The 22,480-nt window shown below is 59.0% G+C and carries 20 protein-coding genes and 1 pseudogene; 7 read left to right on the plus strand and 14 right to left on the minus strand.

Annotation, left to right across the window (positions count from 1 at the left end; all coding sequences use genetic code 11):
- Positions 1-56: 56 nt before the first annotated feature.
- Positions 57-1,247, plus strand: a complete 1,191-nt coding sequence (locus ACFQY0_RS15755) for a trans-sulfuration enzyme family protein (RefSeq protein WP_379714224.1) — start codon at positions 57-59, stop codon at positions 1,245-1,247.
- A 26-nt stretch (positions 1,248-1,273) separates the two neighbouring features.
- Here ACFQY0_RS15755 and dacB read toward each other — a convergent pair whose 3' ends face one another.
- From dacB to ACFQY0_RS15775, 4 genes are all read right to left on the minus strand, one after another.
- On the minus strand, positions 1,274-2,857 hold the full coding sequence (dacB, locus tag ACFQY0_RS15760) for a D-alanyl-D-alanine carboxypeptidase/D-alanyl-D-alanine endopeptidase (protein ID WP_379714227.1): 1,584 nt from the start codon (positions 2,855-2,857) through the stop codon (positions 1,274-1,276).
- A 169-nt stretch (positions 2,858-3,026) separates the two neighbouring features.
- A complete protein-coding gene (locus ACFQY0_RS15765; protein ID WP_379714229.1) occupies positions 3,027-3,602 on the minus strand; it encodes a hypothetical protein in 576 nt (191 codons plus the stop codon).
- A 107-nt stretch (positions 3,603-3,709) separates the two neighbouring features.
- Complete coding sequence (locus tag ACFQY0_RS15770; RefSeq protein ID WP_379714232.1) at positions 3,710-4,015, minus strand: hypothetical protein; 306 nt, start codon at positions 4,013-4,015, stop codon at positions 3,710-3,712.
- Between the two features lie 279 nt (positions 4,016-4,294).
- On the minus strand, positions 4,295-4,876 hold the full coding sequence (locus ACFQY0_RS15775; RefSeq protein ID WP_379714235.1) for a SprT family zinc-dependent metalloprotease: 582 nt from the start codon (positions 4,874-4,876) through the stop codon (positions 4,295-4,297).
- Positions 4,877-5,161: 285 nt separating this feature from the next.
- Here ACFQY0_RS15775 and ACFQY0_RS15780 point away from each other — a divergent pair, with 285 nt between their 5' ends.
- The 4 genes and pseudogenes from ACFQY0_RS15780 to ACFQY0_RS15795 all read left to right on the plus strand — a co-directional run bounded on the left by ACFQY0_RS15780 (position 5,162) and on the right by ACFQY0_RS15795 (position 9,381).
- On the plus strand, positions 5,162-6,565 hold the full coding sequence (locus tag ACFQY0_RS15780) for a DUF58 domain-containing protein (RefSeq protein WP_379714238.1): 1,404 nt from the start codon (positions 5,162-5,164) through the stop codon (positions 6,563-6,565).
- A gap of 27 nt (positions 6,566-6,592) precedes the next feature.
- Positions 6,593-8,701: a transglutaminase-like domain-containing protein gene (locus ACFQY0_RS15785; protein WP_379714241.1), complete on the plus strand. Its 2,109-nt coding sequence runs from the start codon at positions 6,593-6,595 to the stop codon at positions 8,699-8,701.
- Between the two features lie 165 nt (positions 8,702-8,866).
- Positions 8,867-9,061: pseudogene (locus tag ACFQY0_RS15790) on the plus strand (type II toxin-antitoxin system HicA family toxin).
- Positions 9,061-9,381 (plus strand): type II toxin-antitoxin system HicB family antitoxin, encoded by a 321-nt coding sequence (locus ACFQY0_RS15795; RefSeq protein ID WP_379714283.1) that lies wholly within the window; start codon positions 9,061-9,063, stop codon positions 9,379-9,381. Before ACFQY0_RS15790 ends, ACFQY0_RS15795 begins: the two are co-directional and overlap by 1 nt.
- Before the next feature lie 33 nt (positions 9,382-9,414).
- On the opposite strand, the gene ACFQY0_RS15800 is transcribed toward ACFQY0_RS15795, so the two are convergent.
- From ACFQY0_RS15800 to ACFQY0_RS15840, 9 genes are all read right to left on the minus strand, one after another.
- Complete coding sequence (locus ACFQY0_RS15800) at positions 9,415-10,944, minus strand: PhoH family protein (RefSeq protein WP_379714243.1); 1,530 nt, start codon at positions 10,942-10,944, stop codon at positions 9,415-9,417.
- Positions 10,945-11,151: 207 nt separating this feature from the next.
- Positions 11,152-12,255, minus strand: coding sequence for an AMP-binding protein (locus ACFQY0_RS15805; RefSeq protein ID WP_379714246.1), 1,104 nt, complete (start codon positions 12,253-12,255; stop codon positions 11,152-11,154).
- Positions 12,237-13,196 (minus strand): enolase C-terminal domain-like protein, encoded by a 960-nt coding sequence (locus tag ACFQY0_RS15810; protein WP_379714249.1) that lies wholly within the window; start codon positions 13,194-13,196, stop codon positions 12,237-12,239. Before ACFQY0_RS15810 ends, ACFQY0_RS15805 begins: the two co-directional genes overlap by 19 nt.
- Positions 13,197-13,234: 38 nt before the next feature.
- Positions 13,235-14,128, minus strand: a complete 894-nt coding sequence (gene menA, locus ACFQY0_RS15815; protein WP_379714252.1) for a 1,4-dihydroxy-2-naphthoate octaprenyltransferase — start codon at positions 14,126-14,128, stop codon at positions 13,235-13,237.
- 83 nt (positions 14,129-14,211) lie between these two features.
- Positions 14,212-15,945, minus strand: coding sequence for a DUF1194 domain-containing protein (locus tag ACFQY0_RS15820; RefSeq protein WP_379714254.1), 1,734 nt, complete (start codon positions 15,943-15,945; stop codon positions 14,212-14,214).
- 298 nt (positions 15,946-16,243) lie between these two features.
- Positions 16,244-16,381 carry a hypothetical protein gene (locus tag ACFQY0_RS15825; RefSeq protein WP_379714257.1) on the minus strand — a complete coding sequence of 46 codons (138 nt, stop codon included), beginning with the start codon at positions 16,379-16,381 and terminating at the stop codon, positions 16,244-16,246.
- Between the two features lie 36 nt (positions 16,382-16,417).
- Positions 16,418-17,233 (minus strand): 1,4-dihydroxy-2-naphthoyl-CoA synthase, encoded by an 816-nt coding sequence (gene menB / locus ACFQY0_RS15830; protein ID WP_379714260.1) that lies wholly within the window; start codon positions 17,231-17,233, stop codon positions 16,418-16,420.
- Positions 17,234-17,250: 17 nt separating this feature from the next.
- Complete coding sequence (locus ACFQY0_RS15835; protein ID WP_379714263.1) at positions 17,251-17,958, minus strand: alpha/beta fold hydrolase; 708 nt, start codon at positions 17,956-17,958, stop codon at positions 17,251-17,253.
- Positions 17,955-19,514, minus strand: a complete 1,560-nt coding sequence (locus ACFQY0_RS15840) for a thiamine pyrophosphate-binding protein (RefSeq protein WP_379714266.1) — start codon at positions 19,512-19,514, stop codon at positions 17,955-17,957. The genes ACFQY0_RS15835 and ACFQY0_RS15840 overlap by 4 nt, the downstream gene beginning before the upstream one ends.
- A gap of 86 nt (positions 19,515-19,600) precedes the next feature.
- Between ACFQY0_RS15840 and ACFQY0_RS15845 the strand changes: the two genes are divergently transcribed.
- Positions 19,601-20,332, plus strand: a complete 732-nt coding sequence (locus ACFQY0_RS15845; protein ID WP_379714269.1) for a SpoIIAA family protein — start codon at positions 19,601-19,603, stop codon at positions 20,330-20,332.
- Between the two features lie 68 nt (positions 20,333-20,400).
- The gene (locus ACFQY0_RS15850) at positions 20,401-21,660 is read left to right on the plus strand and encodes a tetratricopeptide repeat protein (RefSeq protein WP_379714272.1); all 1,260 of its coding nucleotides are present in this window, start codon (positions 20,401-20,403) and stop codon (positions 21,658-21,660) included.
- 204 nt (positions 21,661-21,864) lie between these two features.
- On the opposite strand, the gene ACFQY0_RS15855 is transcribed toward ACFQY0_RS15850, so the two are convergent.
- On the minus strand, positions 21,865-22,480 hold a 616-nt coding region (locus ACFQY0_RS15855; RefSeq protein ID WP_379714274.1), incomplete at its 5' end, for a tyrosine-type recombinase/integrase.

A 22,480-nucleotide genomic window follows, 5' to 3' on the forward strand; every position in this document is an offset into this window, starting at 1 on the left:
AATTGGCAGCCTAGTTCGCCTCGTTTCAAGCTCAAGAATCCATCCTCATTTCTCCAATGAAACATCCACTCAGATCCCTTGCCACCCGCTGCGCTCATGCCGGCTCCAGCGATGCTCCCGCGTCCGAAAACCCACCCTTTCATCAAGCCATCGCTCAGAGCAGCTTGTTCCGCCTCGGTACCTCCGCCGATGCCGAAGCGATCTTTTCCGGAGAACGGCCGGGGCATGCCTACTCGCGTTTCGGAAACCCGACGGTCGATCAACTCGCCAACACCCTGGCGGACCTCGAGGGGGGAAGCGGGGCCCTGATCACCAGCTCGGGAAACGCTGCGATCCTCTGCGCCGTCACCGCCGCCATGGCCGGCCGTTCCGGACCCCTCGTCACCCATCCGGGGATTTACGGAGGAAGCTTTGAACTGCTGAAACTACTCAGCGAGGTCTATCAACTCCAGGTCCAAAGCGTCGACCCGGGCAACTCCGAACAATGGAATCAGTCTCTAACAAGCGCCGCTGCGGTGCTGCTTGAAACCCCTTCGAACCCCCTGATGGGGCTCATCGATATCGCCGAAACCGTAACTCGCGCCCAAGCAGGGGGAGCTTCGGTGATTGTGGACAACACAGTCGCCACTCCCTACAATCAACAGCCCTTCAAATGGGGTGCCGATTGGATCATCCACTCCACCTCGAAGTTTCTCAACGGACACTCGGACCTGATCGGCGGATGCGTGATCAAACGTGAGCCCCTCACCGCCCGCGACCGCGCCATCCACAAGAACCTCGGTGGCACCGTCAATGCCATGGAAGCGTGGCTGGCCCATCGCGGCATCCGCACTTTCGCCCTGAGGATGCAGCAGCACAACCTCAACGGCCAAGCGGTCTTTGAATGGCTTCAACAGCGCCCCGAAGTCGCCACGGTCCACTATCCGGGATTCCGGGATGCCCATCAAATTCAGATCCGCGACAAGCAGATGACACATCCCGGCGCCCTCCTGTCATTCGAACTCAAGGGCGGACTCGAAGCCGCAAGCCGCTTTCTCGACCGTCTCAAACTGATCGTCCACGCCGTCAGCCTCGGCGGCATGGAAAGCCTCGCCACCCGGCCCGCCGGCTCCAGCCACCGCGGCATGACACCGGATGCCCGACAAGTCGCAGGAATCCCCGACGGCCTCATCCGACTTTCCGTCGGCACCGAAGACATCAGCGACATTCTCGAGGATCTCGCACAGGCCCTCGAAACCTCCCCCTAACAGCTCGGACCGACAGCTCTCCGAGCTCACTCGCCAGCGGTGATCGCCTTCATGATTTCATCACGCCAGTAGTCCAGCCGCGACCCATCCTGATAGTGATTAAAAATCAGACCAAAGCTTAGCGTTTCCCCCGCTGCTCCCTGGACATAACCCGTCCAGCTTCTCACCGAAGACATCGCTCCCCCCTTCCAGTGCACCTTCCCGTCGTGAGCCGCACTGAGCGAATCGCGATAGACCGTCGCCTCCGTCCCGCGCGATGCCACCCACTGAACCCGCGCCAGGCTTTCGGCTGAAACGAAATCCGCCCGCGACAGTCCCGAGCCATCGACCACTCGAATCCGCTCTACTCCGCGTTCTTCCCAATAATCCTTCAGTACTTCCGCGGCCGGTTGGGCTACCTTCACTCCCATCATCTGAAAGAGACACTCCGTCTCATGATTGTCACTCCGACCATGCAAGCCCGGCAGAATGTCCGCCAGACTCGGCGACTCATGCACCACCCAAACCTTCTCCCCCTCCAACGCCTCCACCCCCTCACCCAAACCACCCGCCCTCGGCCCCTTCCCCAGCGTGATCCCACGCTCCTTCAACAGCCGATCCAGGTGAAACGCCGCAAACATCGGCGGATCCGGAACTGCCGCTCTTACCCCGAAATCCCCCCCCATCGGCACGGTCCCTGTTAGAAGCATCCGCGTCGCCAGCGGACCGCCATAAACCATCACGCCGTCTCCACTCCCTGACGCGCCCGTTTTGACCTGATTCAGCCACTCCACCCCAGGCACCTCCGGTTGCGGCCCAAGAAATTCCGCCGCCTCTCCGACCGACTTCCCCGGACGAAACCCAGCCACAAAGCGGTTGTGTTCCAGGTTCAGCCCCGAGGTCGGACTCCCATAACCGTTCCCTACATCTCCCCAGCCCCAGAAGTCCCCCGCCATGCTCGGCGGAAAGATCGAGCCGTCCCCGACCACGCCGCCCTCAATCGCAGTCACCCCCGCCTTCTTCAAAGCATCCGCCCACGCTTCCAAGTCCCCCATCGCCAGCATTGGATCACCGCCACCCCGGACCATCAGGTTCCCCACAATTTTCCCAGCCACCGCCTTCGCCGAAACCACCTTCGTCGTGAACTTGAAGTCCGGCCCTAACAGATCCAGCGCGGCTACTGTCGTGAGCGTTTTGAATGTCGATGCCGGAATCATCGGCGTCTCGCCATTGCGCTGCGAAAGCACCTTTCCCTCCCCATCCAACAAACAAAATCCGACCACTCCTCCGGCCAAATCGGCCTCTGCCCTGTCGACCAACTCCTGCAAAGGGTCCACGAGTTCCCACCGCACTTCGGGGACCGGAAGCTCTTCAACTTCATCTTCAGGCTCTTCCAGAACCACCACCCGCTCGGGCTCCACCACTTTCTCTACAACCACAGTCTCCCTAACAGATTTCGGCTTCTGCCAGAGAAACCACCCGCAAACCGCCAGACCAGCCGACAAAAGAAAGATTAGGATATTTTTCGCCATCGCCTGCTGTTTCTCTCCCATTCTTTCCATTTCCACCACCTCATTTTCGGTTTTGGAATCATTGGTGACAGAGCTCCGACCCTCCTTGCCGGTTTTCAATTTCCCTGACGAAATTTCGATGAGACCAATGCTCCCCGATCAAGCCACGACACGACGTCGGAGCCTGATCGACATCCCAAACTGACAGCCCTGGAAAAATTGCTCATTGGCGCTCGATCATTCACGCTTAAATGAGAGATCCTACCGCACGATTTTGAGGCTTCCTATCTTAGAGAAGCTCGCCGTTCTTCGGATCGCGCAGCTCTCCTGTCCTCGGATCACGGACTCCCATGGGCTTTGTAAGTTTTTCGCCCGTTCGCTCAATCTTGGCAACCCGATCTTTCATGAGGGTTCCAGCCTCCAAGAACTCTTCCACCGCGGAAGGATCAAGGCCCACGACGTCCGGGTCGCTCTTGATTTTTTCAAGCACTTGGTCGATCACATAGAGCATCCGATCGTGGGTCTCCTCGTCGATACGAGTGGGATTTGCCTGGCCGAATTCCACCAGGTAATGACACTCATCCGAAGCGGAAGGCCTTCCTGCAGCGGCAGCAAGCGCCTCGACCGCCATCAGCTGCGCGGTCCCCCAGCCGAGGCCCATGTCCCATTGGTCGTGATGGAGTATCTGGATTGCAGCTTCCAAGCCGCCCTGTTCCATTCCCTCAAACAAATCTGCAGCATGGCCGCTTGGATCTTCAAATAGGGAATCGCTCATGTTCATGATTCTTGTATATGACGACTTAGCGTAGACAACTCCGCACAGGACTGTCCAGTGCCCAGCTCGAAAACTTGCACGCTTGGGCAAGTCAAACCCGGTGCTCCCCGCGATGGCTTGCCCCCGCGCAACCAGCGATTGCCGAAACCACAACGAGCAAAGCCGCGACTAACAGAAAGGTCTTCCTTCTGGATCTGTCATGTCGCATCTCCATCGGTTTCTATTGTGTATTGGCTGATGCCCATCGACCTCATGAAGTGGGTCCCGGCTCGTGAGTCACCAAAAAACATTCCGGCAGATATCAGCAGTAGTATGGATGACAATCCGCCGACAGTTCCGAGCTGATCAATATTCAGCGACAAATTGAACGACGGCAGAGGGATCAGAAGCCATCCAAAGCGCCCCCAACGCTTGATCATCGACACATCAATGTAGTCGCGCTGCTCACCCCAGAATCCCTTCCGCCGGATGACGTCAAAGCGTTGATTCAGGAAGCCCATCATCTCATCTGGGGAGCGAACCGTGAGTCGCCGGGCCCAATAGAAGCAAGCTCCGAAAAATGCGGCCACAACCCATGCTACTGCGATCCCTGTCATCTCGTTTACGAAATCAAACGATTAGGTGAATTCGAATCGCATGTTAGCAGCGATTCAAGACCGATCAACAAAATCATAACCGGTACATATCGCTTCGAAAGTTTCATTTCTTTGCCCAACGGATCAGTTCTCCACAAACCATGCAACTCAGCCATCCGAGTTCCCATCAGATCCCGACCCCGCCAACTACAACTTCCGCTCCACAAGACGGAAACGCTCGTCGAATTTCCCGCCGGCCAAGCGGCGACAGCAGTCGTAACAGGCCGCGGTTCTGCGCAGCCGGTGCACTCGATGAATCGTCGCGTCACAGTGCCTGCAATCGTAGGCGAACCTCTTCGCCACCCGCCTGCCGCCGAAGGGCAGGTTGTGCTTCGCGCTTTCGCCCGGAATTCCCAGCTCCGCACAGGCCTCTCGCCATTCGTTTCCATGGGCGGCAATCCGACGTCGACCCGCTCGATCGTAGGCAACCAGATGCGCCAGCTCGTGCCGCAGGGTCCGCCACAATTCCTCGTCGCCCATCTCCTTGAGTTTTGGATTCAGCTCGATCACTCCGTCCGGCCACCAGGCGCGACCTGCCGTCGTCTGCAAGCGCGGGTTCCAGCCGACTTGCACCCGCTCGGCCAGCTTCTCCAGTCCGATCGTCAGGGATGCCTCCCGGCACCATTCGCTCAGTGCCTCGTCCATCACCAGCAGACTGGGTCTGCGGCGTTTCGGGAGAGGCTTTCCCCCGCCGAACTGACGTCTGATCTTCTCGCTCCACCCACCCATGCCCCGCAAAAATAGCGCCCCACGATTTCAAAGCAACTCACCAGCACCCCTTTCGCTCTGGAAACAAAATTGGGTAGAAGTCGAACCACGGAATACACAGAATACACGGAAGTTAAGATTCATGGGCGCTGGATTTTGGGTTCAAAATGGGGAGAGCCCCGAGCGATTCGGTTTCCGTGTATTCTGTGTATTCCGTGGTTTGAATTTGGGATTTCACTTCATCGTCCGCCACCATGCGCGATCTTTACTGGTGAAGCCGCGACAATGAGGCGAGGATGTTGAAGCTTGAGCACGGCCAAATCCATCCACGTTCCCAAGAATCCGGAAGCCCTCGTAGGATTCCGATCCATTCTCTATCCCTTTTATTTCCACGGTGCGGCAATCAACCACTTTCTCCGGCGGCGCATTCGTCCTGCGGGGATGGGTTTGCTGATCATCGGCATGGTCGTCACCTGCATCGCTGGCGGCCAGGCGCCCAAGGACGCCAATCCGATCTTCATGCTGCTTTCGTTTGGCATGTCGCTCGGCATCCTCGCCCTGCTCGCGCTGCCGTTCCGCCGGGCACGGCTCGAGGTTGTCAGGGATTTGCCGCGCTACGCGACTGCTGGTGAGCCGGTCAAGCTCCGCTACCGGGTCAAGAACCTCGCCATGCTTTCCCTCCATCACGCCTGGCTCACCGAGACCCCTCCTGATTCGAGGCCCCGGAAAGCCAGCTTCCTCGCCGCTCGCGAACCTGGGGGCCACACTCGAAATGCCTTTGACCGCCTCTTTTCCTACTACTGCTGGAACTGGCTTCAGGACCGCCGCCTCGCCTTCAATGTCGGTGAAAACGATGATCCCCTTCAGCTCAAGGCCGGTGCGGTGCACACTTTTTTTGCCGAGATCACTCCACGGCGCCGAGGGCTCATTCGACTTGACGACCTCCGTGTCCTGCTGCCCGACCCCTTCGGTCTCTATCAGCGCTGCATGCGGGTCAAGGCACCCAGCGCCACGCTCGCCGTGCTTCCTCATCGCCACCGTCTGCCACCTTTCGAGCTCCCCGGCAGCGCACGTTTCCAACCGGGAGGCGACGCCACCTCCCGCACCACCGGCCCGGCGGGTGACTTTGTCGGCCTGCGTGAGTACCGCCCCGGCGACCCGCTGCGGCTCATCCACTGGAAAAGCTGGGCGCGCACGGGGCAACCCATCGTCAAGGAACTCGAGGACAGCTACTTCCCCCGCCATGGCCTGGTGCTCGACACGTTTCCTGATCCGGGCGACGAAGATCTCTTTGAAGACGCCGTCACCGTTGCGGCCTCATTCGTCGCTTCCGTGGATACCCAGGAATGCCTGATCGATCTGATGTTCATCTCCGGCCGTGAACGGGTGGTCACCGCCGGGCGCGGCGTGGGTCGCGCCGAAACTCTGTTAGAAGTTCTCGCAGGTGTCGAGGTCTCTGCCAAACCTCAGTTTGATTCCCTGAGGAAACTCGTCTTCCGTCACTCGGAAGACCTCGCGGGCTGCCTAGCGATCCTCTCCGGGTGGTCGGACGAACGAGCCCGACTCCTGAATCGCATTGCTGCTTTCGGGATCGAGATTGCCGCGATTGTCGTCTGCCATGAGCCTCCTCCCATGCCGCCACCGCGAGTTCACTTTGTCCGCTCCTCCCAGCTGGCCAAGGACCTCATGCGCCTTCCTCCGAATCTCTAGACTCCAAAGATTAAAAGCCGATCGATCATGCCAAGTTCAAGTCGCTCCACCAATGCAAAGCCCGGGCCTCCCCGGTTGTTGCTGGGGATCAGCCTGCTTTTCTGGGGAGGCATGGTCGGCCACCCGCTCATCGGCCTGCTGGTAGCCATCGCCACCGAGGCCGCGCACTGGACCCGTTTTCGTTGGGATTTTGGTGAACACGCCTTTTACCGGGCGTGGCAAGCATCGGTGCTCCTGCTGTTTTTTGCAGGTGTGCTTGTGTGGATGAACTCCTCGGTTGTTTCCGCACTTCCCCAAACGGTGGTCTGGTTGCCCTTGCTCTTTTTTCCCCTTCAGTTCGTCCAGTCCTATGGCATGCGGGCCACCATGCCGATCGCGACCTTTTCCATCTTTGTTAGAAAGCGTCGTGATCACGCGCGCAGGCACGGCCTGCCGTTCCGCGACGTTCAGATCGCCTTCGGTCACATCTACTTCACTCTCATCATCATTTCTTCTTCGCTGGGAACATTTGCCAAGACTCCGATTTTCTTCCCCTGCATCGTGCTCCTCATCGTCTGGGCATTCAAGCGGCAGTTCACCTGGAGGAAGCGCTTCGCACCCCTCGGTGCCGCACTTGTCCTGGGCTTCTCCGTTCTCGGCGGATACACCGGAGTGACGGTCATCGACATGATCTATCACAAGTTGATCGGTCTCGATCAGCACAACGGGGCCTTTGCTCGCGAAACCCATACCTCCATCGGCAAACTCAAGGAACTCAAACAATCCCCGAATATCATCTGGCGGGTCAAACCGCTGCAGGGGAGCCTCCCCCGTCATCTCCGAATCGCCAGTTACAACAACTATCTGAACGCCACGTGGAGAGCAGAGGTTCCGCCAGACGACGAAGGCACCCGAATCATCCAGGACTTTGAGGAGCTTCCTTTCATCGGTGTCGAGAACCCCTACCGAATCGTCGGTCGCGAGGCCAATGGCGAGTTCCTTTCCGGCGACATCGCCAGCGCCTCCTACCTCCCGCGCTTCATCCTTCGAGGAGCCATCCAACCCGAGGAATTGCTACCCATCCCCTCGAATGCGGCAAGCCTCGTCATTCCCGCGCAGAACCTGGAAATCAACACACTCGGCTCCCTCCGGATCGACCCAAAGCACCCGGTTGCAAACGCCACGGTGCTCTGGAAAAGAAACATCTCAACCAGCAAGGCGCCTTGGGAAACGATGAAGGTTTCGGGGCTCAAATGTCCCGATCTCGGCACTCCAAAACACGAAACCGAAACACTCGCCGAGGTGGCACGTGAGCTGAACCTGCATCAGGGAACCCTCGACGAAAAGGTCACCCGAATTCGAAATCACTTTCTCGATCAGTTCACTTACACCCGCTACCTCGACCGTCCCGACCCCAGCTCGAAATTCGATCCCGATCAGTTCATCAGCATCTTCCTCACGGAAACGCGGCGAGGCCACTGCGAGTACTTCGCTACCGCCACCGCCTTGCTGCTTCGGGAAGTCGGAGTCCCGACCCGCTATGCCACCGGCTTCGCGGTTGTGGAAGTCGACCCGAAATCCCGTGAAGCGATCATTCGCGGCACCCATGCCCACGCCTGGTGCGAAGCATGGGATGAGGTGAACAAGAGATGGGTCGACGTCGATCTCACCCCTCCTGACTGGACGGGGCTTGAAACTCCGCGCACGCCTCCCTGGCAGGACCTTCTGGACCGCTGGCAGATCCTTCGTGACGACATTCTTGTGTGGCGAAGCGAGCCGGGCAACCTGGCCATCGCCTTTGTCATCATCACGCTTCCCCTCCTCTTCGGAGGCTTCCTGGTCAGTCGCCGTCTTTGGAAATCGAAACGCCGGATCGATCCCGCGGCCGAGCGCCGGGTTGCCAACACCGCCCATCCGAAGACGGCTTTAAGCGGAATCGAGAAAGCCGCCTCAATCCACCTGGGCCCCCGCCCGCCCGGCATGCCGCTGGGCTCGTGGCTGGTCGGGCTATCATCGGTCATTTCCGAGCCGGCCCGGCTTCACGAAGCCATCGCCCTTCATCGAGCCATCCGTTTCGATCCCTCGGCCGACTCCACCCCCCTCAGCGAACGCCTTGAAGCCCTCGCGGCCGAGCTGCGGCAGGAGCTCAAAAGCTAGTCCCCCACCACTTGTTCGAGAGCCGATGCTACAAAGCGGGCCGGCTTCCAAAGGCACTTAGCCCTTTCACTCGACGCAGTATCATTTAGTAGTATCGTTTCTGCCGTGAACAATCGGCAACGGAAGACGCTTGAAGCCATTTTCAAGCTACCCGTTTCCGCTAACATGACGTGGAAGGATATCGAGTCGCGGCTCGATGCTCTGGGATGCGAAATTTGAGAAGGCAGCGGTTCCCGAGTTCGATTGGCACTGAACGGCGTTAGAGCTGTTTTTCACAGACCTCACCCCGACCCCAAAACAGATCGAGGTGCGGTCACCTCAATGAAACGATTTTTAACGGAGGCAGGATTCAAACCATGATGAGTTACAAAGGATACCACGGCACTGTCAGCTTTGACGATGAGTCAGAGATCTTCCACGGCGAAGTTACCGACCTGAGAGACGTCGTTACGTTTCAGGGGAGAAGTGTCGACGAATTGAAAAAAGCATTCCAAGAGTCGATTGACGACTACCTCGACTTCTGTCGGGACCGAGGTGAAGAACCGGACAAGCCCTACTCGGGCACCTTCGTTCTTCGAATCGACCCTCAACTTCACCGCAAGCTCGTTGCGCTGGGCCGGGAAGAAGGAATCAGCCTCAATCGCTGGGTGGAGTCAAAGCTGCAGATGCTGACTAGCTAGGAAGGCTAATCAGATCTGCTTGAGGTTCCATCATCACATCATCGTCGCACCCGCTTCAGCAAGCTCGGAGCGCTCACCGCGATTGAGTGCGATGTGCGCGACAAAGGGCTGACCTTTCAGGCGATTGCGCGTGTAGACCAGCCCGTTGCTCCGGCTATCCACATAGGGATTGTCGATCTGTGCGGGGTCACCCACGAGCACCAGCTTGGAGCCACGCGACATCCGCGTCACCACCGTCTTGGCCTCCTGCGGTGTGAGCTGCTGGGCTTCATCGAGCACGAAATAGCGATTGGGGATCGAACGACCACGAATGTAGGCCAGCGCTTCGATCTCCACGATGCCTTGCTCGATCAACGCTTCGTACGGCTTCTTGGCCGAGGGATCATTATCCTTCTTCCCCTGCTTGCGCCTCGGACCAAGCGGCGCCGGTGGACGCATCAGCAGATCGAGCGCGTCGTGGATGGGTTGCAACCACGGCCGCATTTTTTCTTCCAGAGTTCCCGGAAGGAAACCGAGCTGCTCGCCCATCGCGACCACCGGACGGCTTACGGTTAGACCCGTGAAATTGCGGTTGAACATCTCGTGCAGGCCGGCTGCCACCGCCACAAGCGTCTTACCCGTTCCGGCATGGCCGTAGCAGGTAACCAGGGAGATTTCCGGATTCAGCAGGGCATCAATCAAACAACGCTGGCCCAGATTGAGCGGCTTCAGCGCGATGCCATCCGGAATCTTCAGGGCTTCAGGGATTTGCAGGCGGACCAGGCGTCCCTCCGATGCCAGACGGGCAGGCATGGTTTGCTTTTCCGAGGCTTCGAGAAGGACGTATTGATTGAGCACCACTTCCACACGCCGCTCGTGCGGGAGCTGCAGTTCACCGGAGCTGGCGAATCGCTGCAGCTCACTCGGATCCACGGGAATACGACGGATGTCGTAGCTCGACACCTCCTGAGGATCGACCTTGTCGTTGAGATAATCCTGGCACTCGATGCCCATCGCGCGGGCCTTGAGCTGCATGTTGATGTCCTTGGTCACCAGCACCACCGGCGCCTCATTGTGCTGCATCAGCAACAAGGTCGCCGCCATGATCCGGTGATCGACCCGTTCACGATCAGGGAAGACGCGGTGAAAGCGATTGAGCAGATCGGAGTTCTTCGGGCAGACCTCCGGGTCATAGATCACCATCCGCAGACTGCCTCCTCCTTCGGTAGGAACTCCTTCGGTTATCTTCTCCGAACACGAGAACAGCTCCGTCAGCTTGCGGTGCACCCGGCGCGCATTCGCACCGCGCTCCGATTGCTCCGACTTGAAACGATCCAGCTCGGAAAGCACGTCGGCAGGAATGCAGATATGGTTCTCCTTGAATCGACCGAGACAGCCCGGATCGTGAATCAGGACGTTCGTATCCAGCACGTAGTTCTTCACCTCCTGGTTCGGCGCCGTGAGGCCGAGCTCAGACGGCGCTATTCGCTCTCGTCCCGTCGACGCCTTCTTTCCCCCCGCCCCGCCTCCTTCCTTGCTTTTAACGCTGCGTTTTGACCGGGATTCGTTGGCGCTTGGGATCATGGGATCAGGTTGAGGTTCAAGTTAGAAACACATGGCGGCTAAGTTGGGACAAAGAACCGCGCCGCCCGCGGTCTCCGCCAATCCGCTCAAGTGCGGAAATTTATACCCTGACAATATCAAGATGGATGAAGTATCTGCTTTGATTCTGAAGAATCAACCAAAATCAAATTGGGTTCGTACATCACGCCTCCTGGAGAACGTCTGTCATCACACTCGCAGGCTTTCCAGCATGCTCGAGAGCTCGAAGCGTCTCACTTTTCCGAGCTGGCTCCGGGGAATGGCATCGACCTTCACGAGTTCATCGATCCTTCGCACGCCAGTTACGCTTTCGTTGTAAGCCTGCACTCGACTCTCCACCCGATTGCTGATTGAGCCATTCTCGTAAACCGCCATCAGCCGATGTTCTTTCCTCGGGTCACGCACGGCAATCACCGTCACTTCCGGAATGGCGAGTTCGTGCTCGACAGCAATCGGGTCGACCAGCTCGCCAAGAATCTTCACCACCGCATCAGCCCGACCTGTTAGATTCAGGTCTCCACCATCAAGCCTGCCAAGATCCTTGGTTCGGTACCACTCCTCCCTGCGCTTCGAGAAGTGCCAGCGTTCTCCACTCTGGATCAACTCCCCGGCGAACAGCGCCCTTCCGCTCAAGGCAATACGCCCGTCGTCCTCGATCCGCACTTTCCAGTGAGGAAGAATCGGGATGGGGCTGCATTCGTACGGTTGATCTAGTAGTTCCACCCCCTGTGTCGCGATCTGCGAACCTGCCTCAGTCATGCCGTAGCTCGCGAGCACCGGCCATCCAAGCCCCCGGGCGGCGCGACCGGTTTCCTCATCGAGACCACCGCCTCCCACCACCACGACCTTGAGCGAAGGAGGTGGCCGCAGCCATTCCCGCACCAGATCATGAACCTGCGTCGGAACCAGCGAAACATGGGAAACCTGCTCCGCCTTCAGCCATGCGGAAAAGCGCGCCGGGTCCCACTTTTCCCGAAAGCAATCCAAGCGGCAACCCGCCTCGTAGGCGCGTGCCACAACGCCGAAGCCTCCGACGTGGTTCAGTGGCAACGCGAGTCCCCAGCATGAAGCGGAATCGACCTGCAAATGAGCATTCACCACGGCCGCCGAGAGCAGCAGCGCTTCGCGGGACAGCCCCACCCAGTGGGGCCAGGCCATGGAGCCCGAGGTCTGAAAGAACACCAAGCCGTCAAGCTCACCGTCCTGCAGATTCGGCACAACGAAATTCGAGCCCGGCGCTTCAGGCCGGGTGGAAGTCCAGAATGCGGGGTCCCTCAGGTAAGTGGTTTCCATGGCAGTTTTTCTAGCAGGTCGTCGAATCCGAGCCCGGTCCCCCCGGGCGGATGGAAGGTCGGAGACCATCGCCCGAGCCTCTCGGCAAAATCACTCGGCGTGAACAACTGGTGGGTTTGCAATCCACACATACCCACAATCCCGGGAAATTGCACGTTCAGTTTGGCTGCTTCCCAGGCGGCGAAGACCTGACCGAGCGGATGCTCCATGTAGCTGGTCACGATGACCTGCTGGCCGCGTCCCGCCGCAGCCTCCGCCAGTAGCCACGGCTCGTCCACCGCCGGCTTCACGACCATGACCTGCGCGGCATCGCATGCCGGCACCGCCTCGCGGTCAACCGCCAGAGGAATCCTGAACTTGCTGCGCAACCTCGCCCAGGTTGTCGGCGAATAAGGACAGGGGTCCTCGAGAAAATCAATTCGTTGGCGAATGTCGTCCGGCACTTCTGTTAGAAACCCGTCGACGTCATCCGGATTCAGCGTTTCATTGAAGTCGATGCACCAGCGCAGGCCCGGATGGATTGACGCTTGTTCCAGAAAGAAGGCGGTCTCGGATTTCAGATCCTTGCCCATCTTCAGTTTCAGGCGCCTGAAGCCCTTGCTCGCCGCGCTTTCGACAATCCGTGCATCCTGCCACGGCAAGGTCGCGTGACTCTCCGGCACATCGATTTCCTCCAAAAGCGGGTCACCAATAAAGCGCGCATCCGCATCCTCCTGGGCACATCGGACCGCCCGACGCACCAGCGCAAACCGCCGCGCTCCTGCCAGATCGTCGAGACATTTCTGCAAGCTCGGATCCCCGAGCTCCGGCCACGGGTGCAGGCAGGCAAAGCCCTCGCCAATCCTCACCAGCGCGCCGACGTGATCACGCCGCATGCTTTTCGCATTCAGAGGCTGACGCGCCGTCAGCTTGTACTTCCAGAACCAGAGATCATCAGCCACGCCCGATCACTGCCACGGATACGCCGGACAGGCAAACCTCAGAACTTCAGAGCGAACAAATGGAACATCCCCGCAAAGGCCACCAGCTGCACCGCGGCAATGGCCAGCAGGCGGTTCATCCGCGGACCTTCAGGCTCGGTCAGCACGCCCCAAATGATCCGGAAGCCCGCCAGCCACAGCGGCATGGTCCCCAGCACCAGCCAGGGCTCACCAAAGTAGATCCAGCCAAGCCCCAGGATGGCCGCCGCCTTGATTTCAAACCAAATCAAAATCCGCGCGGCCCGCCCCCCCCAGCGCACCGCCAGGGTGAGCTTTCCCGTCGAGGCATCTTCCTCCCGGTCCCGCAGGTTATTGATGGAAATCAGCACGGCCGATAGAAGTCCGACCTGCAGCCCGAGAAGCACCGCCTCCGGCCGCCACTCAAGCATCTGCACGTAGACCGTGCCGCAGACCGCCACGATGCCGAAGAACAGCACCACAAACAGTTCACCCAGCCCCCGGTATGCCAGAGGGAACGGCCCACCAGTGTAGCCGAAGGCCAGGTATATCGAAGGAATCCCGATCGCCAGAATCGGCCAGCCCGCAGCCAGCACCAGCACCACCCCGCAGGCGATCGCCAGCAGCAGAAAGACCCCACCCCACAACATCACCGTTCGGCGTGAAAGCATGCCGCTCGCCGTCACCCGCTTCGGTCCGATCCGCCGATCCGTGTCCGCACCCTTCGCCGAATCGATCGCGTCGTTGAAAAAATTCGTCGCAATCTGAATGAACACCGCGCCAAGCACAGTCGCCACCGCCAGCTTCGGGCTCCAATTTCCCGAAAGCTTCCAAGCAAGGACACAACCGACCCACACCGGCACGACGGCGGCAGGCAGGGTCTTCGGACGGGTAGCGAGAAGAATGGCACGAAACACCTCCGCAGCAATCCCCACCCCGCTCCATCTGCCAAGCAAAAGAAGACCGCTTCGGCACCTAAAGCCGAAGCGGTCACGACGTCGCAGCAACCACAGAAAGCTTAGAACTCCACGCCAGCTTTGAGACCGACGTAGTGCGACTGGCTCTCGTCACCGAGACGAGCCTCATAATCGAGCAAGATATTCCACCCACAGTTCATAAAGTAGCCGATACCCGCACCGAGGACCGCGAGGTCTTCATCCAGCGTCCCCAGCGGGACACCCGCAAAGTTGCCCTGATCGGCCTCAAACTCATGCTCCCATGCCACCCGTGCCTGGGGCACCAGCACCCCGGATCCCATTTGGACGACATACGACCCCTGATAGCCTAGCTGCGTGGCCAGCGACTCATAATCAGAATCAGGAAAGACCGCCGCGCCCGGACCCACTTCAGTGTATCCATCGATGTCACCATCAAGGTAGCGAACTTGGGCGTATGGCCCATGGGAAACCTGACCACTTCTCATCACCAGCCCGGTATTGAATTCGAAGTTATTAAACTCGCCTTCCGTGCTGCCCACCGCGCCAGCAGGGAGTCGCCTCGTGTCATAATCATTCATGCCATAGGCGTAAAGCAGATCAGCATAGAAGCCCATACCATTGAGGTCTCGGTGATACGAAACGTAAGGAATTAGCGCGAGAGTATCGATGTCCGACGTGCCCACCAGATTCATATCCACATCCGACTGGGCACCACTAACCGCAAAGCCTGCCGTCCAGGTATCATTGAAGTCATAGTCAAAGCCCACCGTACCACCAAACACATCGACCGATGTATCAGCTTGCAGCAAACGCCTTACATTCACCGAACCGATTGGCATAGACGTGTACTGGGCATCCAGATCCTCCGTCGAATAGAAGACCTGACCATAGACCTCCCAGCGGCAAATATGACTATGCGTAATCGGAGACGTCGGCATGCCACCCTTCGCCATGCCACCCTTTGAGCTGGATGGAGCCGGCTCTGCATGAATCACCGGTTCCGAACGCAGCCCAGCGCGCATCTTATAGAGGCGACCACCCACATCGCGCGTCACCGTTCGAGCCGTCGTGATCGACGTGCTACGAAGCGTCGAGCTTATCAAGTGACCCGTTACTCCTGTATCCCCTCCGATCTCACGCGATAGCTTATCGAGAATCGCCGCTTCGAAGTCGGCAAAGCTATTCGCAGGAAGCACGAAAGAGTCGGCTCCTCCTTGAATATAGTTCCTGTAGTAGTCTTCCAAGCTGGTACTCCCATCAAGAATCGGCAATCCATTGATGGCATCCACACCCGCAGCCAGCGCCGCATCACGAGCTGCCGCATCGGTCGAGGAAAATCCGTCCCCATCCCCAGATACGTCAATCACCTGACGGGTACTCTCAATGTTGTTCCCGAAAATTTCCGAAGTCGCGAGATCGATGCCAGACGCCGGATTTGTACCGCCAGAACTCGGCCGTGCGAGATTATCCAGAAGATCAGCGAAGGCATTGGCATCACTGGCACCGGTAAGAATCGTCCACGGCAACCCGACAGACGCATTACTGTCGAATAAGATCAGATTCACTGCAATGGAACCTCGGGCACCCGAAGAGATGGCGGAGTGGACCACAGGGTTACGGAATGCTGCCGCATACCCATCCATCTGGAGATCATACTCAGCCGAGCTCACAGAGCCGGAGGTATCCGTAACCAATGATAACTCCAAGTCCGTCAGGATGGAGCTCGTGCCAGCCAAACTGGCGGAAACGCCCAGCGCAGCAGCTGTAGCGAGGACATTCGCAAATCGCGACCGTGGTGATGTTATTGTCTTCATGATACCGGGAGGCAAGCATTCCAATCTCTATTTATTTGAATAGATTTCCGTGCAATTATCACAAGGGAACCAACCGCACAACATCATTTTGAATAGCCTTTCCACAAAATAAGGCAGCCTAAAAGGTCACCTGTACCAATCCACCCAACCAACCAAAACTCGTCACCGCAACAGGCTTCTTGGGATCCCAAGAAATCTCCTCACCGGGATCCGTGACCCGCACTTCTCCCCTGATTCCCAGGGGGAGAATAAGAGCCATGTTACCCATAAGAACCCTATCCACTCCGCCCCGCCCTCGCTAGTCACCGCTCCAATGGCGAGGGCATTCAAGTCGGACACGAGTCATGCCTTCGCTGCGACCTCGCTCTTCGACAAAGTCACGATCCAGCGTCTTGAGTTCCTGATCGATCAGCCAGTCCTCAAGTCGATTTTTCAAGCTAGGGCGGGCGATGTGACGCCCTTCCAGAACGCACTACGGAACTCTCGGAAACTTCGAGAAGTCCGGCTTCCGCTTTTCAATGAAGGCCTGCTTTCCTTCCTTCGCTTCCTCACTCATGTAGTAGAGCAAGGTGGCATTTCCCGCCATATCGAGCAGCCCCATCTGACCATCGCAGTCAGCATTCAGGCAGGACTTCAGGCAGCGCAGTGCCAGCGGTGAATGCTCTAACATCTCACGACACCACTGCAGGGTCTCCGGCTCAAGCTGCTCAAGCGGCACCACCGTATTGACCAAGCCCATTTCCAACGCCTGCTTGGCGTCATACTGGCGGCAGAGATACCAGATCTCGCGCGCCTTCTTCTGGCCGACGATCCGGGCGAGATAGCTCGATCCCAGCCCCCCATCAAAACTTCCGACCTTCGGACCGGTCTGTCCAAAGCGCGCATTCTCGGCGGCAATCGTCAGATCGCACACGACATGCAGCACGTGCCCGCCACCAATCGCGTAGCCCGCCACCATCGCCACCACCGGCTTCGGCATCTGGCGGATCTTCTTTTGCACATCGAGGATGTTCAGGCGCGGCACCCCATCATCGCCGACGTATCCGGCGTGGCCTCGCACCTTCTGGTCCCCCCCCGAGCAGAAAGCCAGATCGCCCTCACCCGTGAGAATGACGACGCCCACCGTGGGATCTTCGTGAGCCAGCTCCAGGGCGATCAGCATTTCCTTCACCGTCTGCGGACGGAAAGCATTCCGCACTTCCGGCCGGTTGATGGTGATCTTGGCAATCTGCCCCTCATCCGTTTTTTCAAAACGGATGTCCTCAAATTCTCGAACGCTGGTCCACATAGCGGCGACAGTCTGTCCTAGGAAAGCGCTTGCTCAAGAAATTCCCCGACCATCTTCGCAAAAGCCTCCCTCGCCTCCCAGGGCAGACGATGCCCGGCACCTTCTGCGACCCAGAGCTGCGACGAGTCGACCGTCTTCTCGCCTAGCGCGCGAAACTTCGCATCCCTCTCCCCCACGCACCACCGCAGCGGGCAATCGATCTCCGCCAACCGGCCACCCAGCGCCTGCTGCTCACCCAGCGTCCAGTCCATGAAGCTCCGCGCCACCGCTTGGCGGCGCTGCAGAAGCAGTTGCCGATTCCCTCCCAGTTCACGAGCTGGCCCCAGCACCGACTGAGCATTCCACTCATCCAAAAAGGACTTCCAATCTCCCTTCAGAGCCTTCGCCGCCCACTCCGCATCGCTCGCGCGCCTGGCCGCCTTTTCCCCCTCATCCTCCAGTCCCGGATGCGCCGAAACGATCACCGCAGCCGCCCATGGCCCGCCTTCCAGCAGCGCATGCAAGGCCAGCCTCCCACCCATCGAGTAGCCCAACAAAACGTTCACTCCCTCCGTCGCCTCCACCTCCCGATTCAGCGCCGCGCCAAATCCGGGCATCGACATCGGGCAGCAGTCCAGAAAGCGCCACAGGTCGACCCGCTTCACCGCCCAGCCAGGAACCGAGAACCCTTTCCAGTCCTCCGCCATTCCCACCGCGCCGTGCAAACACCAGATTGTGCCGTTCATAACCGGTCCCACCGCTTCCAGAATGCCACCGTCTCGGATGGGGAAGGCACGAGCTCAACCAGCAGCATTTTCTCAGCAGCTTCGAGCGCGTCGAAATCATCGGCCGTCCGGATGCTGAGGTAGTCCATCCCCCACATCGCCGCCCAGCCTTCGAGAGAAACGCTGTGCGGATTCTGCATCAACTCGCTGCCCCGCTGCCCCATCGACTGCAAACGCGGAACCCGGCTGAAGATCTGTCCGCCGCCGTTGTTGATCACCACCAGCACGCGCCCCTTGGTCACGACCTGCCCCAGCATTGCCGGCGCCGCCAGGTCATACATCGCGGTGAGATCGCCCAGCACACACCAGGAGTCCTCTTTCGCCGCGCTGGCACCGAGCCAGGTTGAGATCTGGCCATCGATGCCATTGACCCCGCGATTCGCCGATACTTCCGGAATCGGTCGATCACGCTGAGCAAAAAGGTTCCACTCCCGGATCGGCAGGCTGTTCCCCACAAACACACCGGAGCCCAAGGCGGCATAGTGGGAAATCGTCCGAACCATCGCCGGCTCACTGTCGGGATAAGCTTCTAACAGCTCGTCAATCTCCGCGTAACGTCGCGAACACCCGGGTAGATAATCCAGCGCATCATCCGCACTCTCGATCTCACCCAGCGCCTTGACCACCCGCCCGACATCGCCGGTGATCGTCTGGCTCCCGCGTGCCAACCCCGAGTAACCGCTCCGGCAGACGTTCCAAACATCGACCTTCGGCAAGTCCTCAAGGTCCCGCCAGAAACGACCACTCGGCACCGCACCCAGGCGCAGGATTTTCCCCGGTGGCTTCGCTTTGAGCGTGCGATCCGGGTCAGGCAAAGCCAGCGCCGCCAGCGCCTCTCGCAGGCCGCTCGTTCCCTCCGCTACCACCGGCACTTCCAGATCCAGGGCAAAGTGAAACACCTCTTCCCGCTCATCCGGATCCAGTCCACCGATCATCAGCACCAGTCCCCGATAAAGATCTTCCTTCAACCAACGGGCCAGCCCCGAAACTGCCAGACGTGGCCAGACAATCTGGTGACTCATGGCGACGTGCCCCGGCCCCTGCCACTCGCCCGCTTCAAATGCTTCCTCAAGCTCGACATTGAGATGCCACGGCGAGCGCCGATCCCACCCTCCAAGATCTCCACTCCCCGCATGCTCGCCGAAAATCCCGATCTGATTGATCGCCTGCGGCGCGCCACTTCCTCGATAGGCCGCCGGGCGATCCGCCGTGATCGCCACCAGCGGGCGACCTTGATAGCGCGCCTCGATCACCGCCGGCAACAGCTCCGCCACTGCGGTGCCACTCGTCGTCACCACCGCGCAGGGCTCTCCATTCGACATCGTCCGTCCGAGCGCGAAAAAACCCGCACTGCGTTCCTCAAAGTGCCGGCGCAAGGTCACGTGACCTGCCGACTCCGCCTGAACCAAAACCGCCACCAGCGCAGCATTCCGAGCACCCGCACAGACGACAAATTCCCGGATACCCTGCTCCAGACACTCACCGACGACTTCCACCGCTTTTTCCCAAGAACTCACGCGCCAGCTCTACCCCATCGCCCGCCCGCCGTCGACACCGACAATGAGTTTGCGCTGCGGAGAAATCTCAGATTCACTCGCATACCATGATCAACTTCCGTGTGACTGACTCTGGCGTCCTTGTCGTCCAGCCTTCCGGCCCCATTACCGAGGCTGATTTCGCCGCCGTGCAAAGCGATGTCGACCCATGGCTGAAAAGTGGCGGCAAGCTCAAAGGGCTGCTCATCGATGCTCCCGACTTTCCGGGTTGGGAAAACTTCGCCGGCTTCCGCGCCCACCTCAAATTCGTCAAAGACCACCACCGGGAAATCCCCCGGGTCGCCGTGGTTTCCAACGACGACTTTCTGATCGCCATGCCAAAACTTGCCCGGCATTTCGTCAAAGCCGAGTTTCGTCGCTACAATGCTGGCGAAACGGCCGACGCCATCGAGTGGCTCGAAAGCCCCTTGGAAGCTCCAAAGCACGCCGTCCGCCACGCATGGTTCCCGAGGGAGAAACTCATTTGGGTAAGCGTCGACGGCAAAGTCAGCACGGATGAATACCGAGCGCTCCTCAATGACTTGGAGCCGATCATCAAGGAAAACTCCCCCGTCTCGTTTCTTGTCGACCTGGAGGATCTCGAGGGCGTCGAGTTCGGGGCGATGATCGCCGACACCAAATTCGGATTCAGCCACATCAAGCACATCAAGCGCATCGCCATCGTAGGTGACCAGAAATGGATCAAGCGCCTCACCTCCCTGCCGAACCCCTTTGCCATGGAAGTCAAGGGCTTCGATGAAGACGACGAGCATCAAGCCTGGAACTGGATCATCTCCTGATCTTCCGTCACTCCTCGCCTGCTGAATTGCTTCGACATCCGGAGGGATCAAAACCTAGCGTTTTGATCATGAAGCCCTCCATCGTCGCCGCCATCGGCATCCCCCTTTGCCTCCTCGTTTCCTGCAAAGACGAGTCAGCCGCGACGAAGCGCCCGTCGAGTGCTGCCGCGGACTCTTCCGCGAACTCGACCACGGCCGCCGCTCCGATCTCGGATGACGACCAGGCAGCGGCCATCGCCTTCGGAAAGAAGTTCGAAGAAGCCGTCGAATCCCAGGACGAAGACTACCTGAGAAAAATCTTCGACTTCGAGAGAATCATCGAAGACTCCTTTGCCGGAATCGAACTGCCCGCGGATTTCCGGAAGGGCATGAGGCATGGAATGCAGCAGGGCCGGGACAACGCCATCCAGAACCTCTTCGCCTCCAAAGTCCATCTCGTCGAATACCGCAGCGTCAAAGGGAAACCCGGTCTGCTGTTCCGCTTCCGCATCGATGGCGGCATGGACTACGTCGAATATCAGATTTCCAAGAGTGGCAAGAAGGACCCCGAGTGGGTCATCAGTGACGCCTACACCCACTCGATGGGCAGCTTTGTCAGCGACCTCCTCCGCGCCATGGTCCTGCCGGTTCTTGCAGAGAGTGACCGTTCGCTCGTTGAGAAAATCCTCAGTGGAAATCCGAAAAGCGCCTACATCGAAAACGTCCCGAAGATTTCCCAAATGATGCAGCTCGGTCGCAATGGCGATCCAGAATCAGGGAAACAAGCACTCGAGATTTGGAAGACGATTCCGACCGAAGTTCGCAAGGCGAAGTTCGCGATGGTTGCCCACATCTTCGCCCAGTCCTGTTTGCTCGAAGACATCGAGTCAGCCGGCCCCTACCTTCAGGCAATCGACGAACTCGAACAGGCCTACCCGGGCGACCCCGCGCTGGCCCTGATGTCGATTGACCAGAACATCATCCGCAAGGACTACGACGGCGCTCGCAACGCGATCCGAACACTCCGCAAATCCATCCCCGATCCCTACCTCGATTTCTACCTCGGCTACGTGGACCTTCACGCAGAGGATTACGAATCTGCCGAGACGCGTGCCCGCACCTTCATCGAGATCGAGCCTGAGGACAGCGAGGGCTATGAAATGCTGCTCGAATCGGGATTCGGAGCGGACCAGCACGAAGTCACCGCCGAAGCCCTCACCAAGCTCGAAGCGGATTTTGACATGGACTTCAGCGGTGCCCTCACTGCTGAAGGATTCGAAAGCTTCATCGCCTCAGAGCCCGGGAAAAAATGGATCGCCCAGCGCGGATTGAGTAAGCGATCTCAATGATCATCCTGGTTGACCTCAGTTCCCGCCTGAAGCCGAGCTCAACGGCTCCAAAATCCGATCCACCTGTCCCGCCATAGCCTTGGCGACGGAGAATCCGATCCATCCCATCCATCCCATCCATCTTGGTCCGAAAATATTCAGATCGAACCGCGGGAAATCGCGTGAGGCGCAGCCTTTCACTTTCTACTTTCTACTTCTCACTCGTCACTGCCGCACAGCGGCCTCGAACCCATCCAGCGGACTCGTCACCCCCAAACCGCTCACCCCCATCGCCACGTGGAGATAAATCTCCGTCGTCGTGATATCCTGATGGCCCAACAACTCCTGGATCCTCCTCAAATCCACCCCCGCCTCCAACAGATGCGTCGCAAACGAATGCCGCAGCGCGTGGCTCGTTACCCACTTCTCGATTCCCACCTCCGCCGCCGCCCGCTTAATCGCATCACTATAGACCTGCGCGTGGAGATGATGCCGCCTCCTTACATTGCACTCCGGGTCCACCGATGTCTGCCGCGCCGGAAACAACCAAAACCACTCAAAGCTCTCCGCCGCACGCTGCATCTGCCTGCCCAAAGCTCCCCGTATGTGCACCCCGGTAAGCCCCGCCGCCCGGTCCCGCTCCCAGACCTTGCGAGCCATCTCCACCTGCCCAGCCACCGCCTCAAGCAAGCTCTTCGGTAGCACCGTCATTCGATCCTTGTCGCCCTTGCCCTTGCGGACCGTCAGCGTCCCACGCTCCAGATCAACGTCCTTGATCCGCACCCTGACCAACTCAGAGCGCCGCAATCCCGCCCCGTATTGAAGCCGTGCCGGCAAGCCA

The organism is Haloferula chungangensis, from assembly GCF_042664875.1.
Classification (GTDB): Bacteria; Verrucomicrobiota; Verrucomicrobiia; order Verrucomicrobiales; family Akkermansiaceae; genus Haloferula; species Haloferula chungangensis.

Bases quoted from the DNA above. Each gene is read 5' to 3' on its own strand.
- ACFQY0_RS15845 (WP_379714269.1), top strand. From the start codon at position 19,601: ATGATCAACTTCCGTGTGACTGACTCTGGCGTCCTTGTCGTCCAGCCT.
- ACFQY0_RS15785 (WP_379714241.1), top strand. From the start codon at position 6,593: ATGCCAAGTTCAAGTCGCTCCACCAATGCAAAGCCCGGGCCTCCCCGG.
- ACFQY0_RS15795 (WP_379714283.1), top strand. From the start codon at position 9,061: ATGAGTTACAAAGGATACCACGGCACTGTCAGCTTTGACGATGAGTCA.
- ACFQY0_RS15775 (WP_379714235.1), bottom strand. From the start codon at position 4,876: ATGGGTGGGTGGAGCGAGAAGATCAGACGTCAGTTCGGCGGGGGAAAG.
- menB (WP_379714260.1), bottom strand. From the start codon at position 17,233: ATGTGGACCAGCGTTCGAGAATTTGAGGACATCCGTTTTGAAAAAACG.
- ACFQY0_RS15820 (WP_379714254.1), bottom strand. From the start codon at position 15,945: ATGAAGACAATAACATCACCACGGTCGCGATTTGCGAATGTCCTCGCT.
- ACFQY0_RS15805 (WP_379714246.1), bottom strand. From the start codon at position 12,255: ATGGAAACCACTTACCTGAGGGACCCCGCATTCTGGACTTCCACCCGG.
- ACFQY0_RS15755 (WP_379714224.1), top strand. From the start codon at position 57: ATGAAACATCCACTCAGATCCCTTGCCACCCGCTGCGCTCATGCCGGC.
- ACFQY0_RS15835 (WP_379714263.1), bottom strand. From the start codon at position 17,958: ATGAACGGCACAATCTGGTGTTTGCACGGCGCGGTGGGAATGGCGGAG.
- ACFQY0_RS15800 (WP_379714243.1), bottom strand. From the start codon at position 10,944: ATGATCCCAAGCGCCAACGAATCCCGGTCAAAACGCAGCGTTAAAAGC.
- ACFQY0_RS15850 (WP_379714272.1), top strand. From the start codon at position 20,401: ATGAAGCCCTCCATCGTCGCCGCCATCGGCATCCCCCTTTGCCTCCTC.
- ACFQY0_RS15770 (WP_379714232.1), bottom strand. From the start codon at position 4,015: ATGATGGGCTTCCTGAATCAACGCTTTGACGTCATCCGGCGGAAGGGA.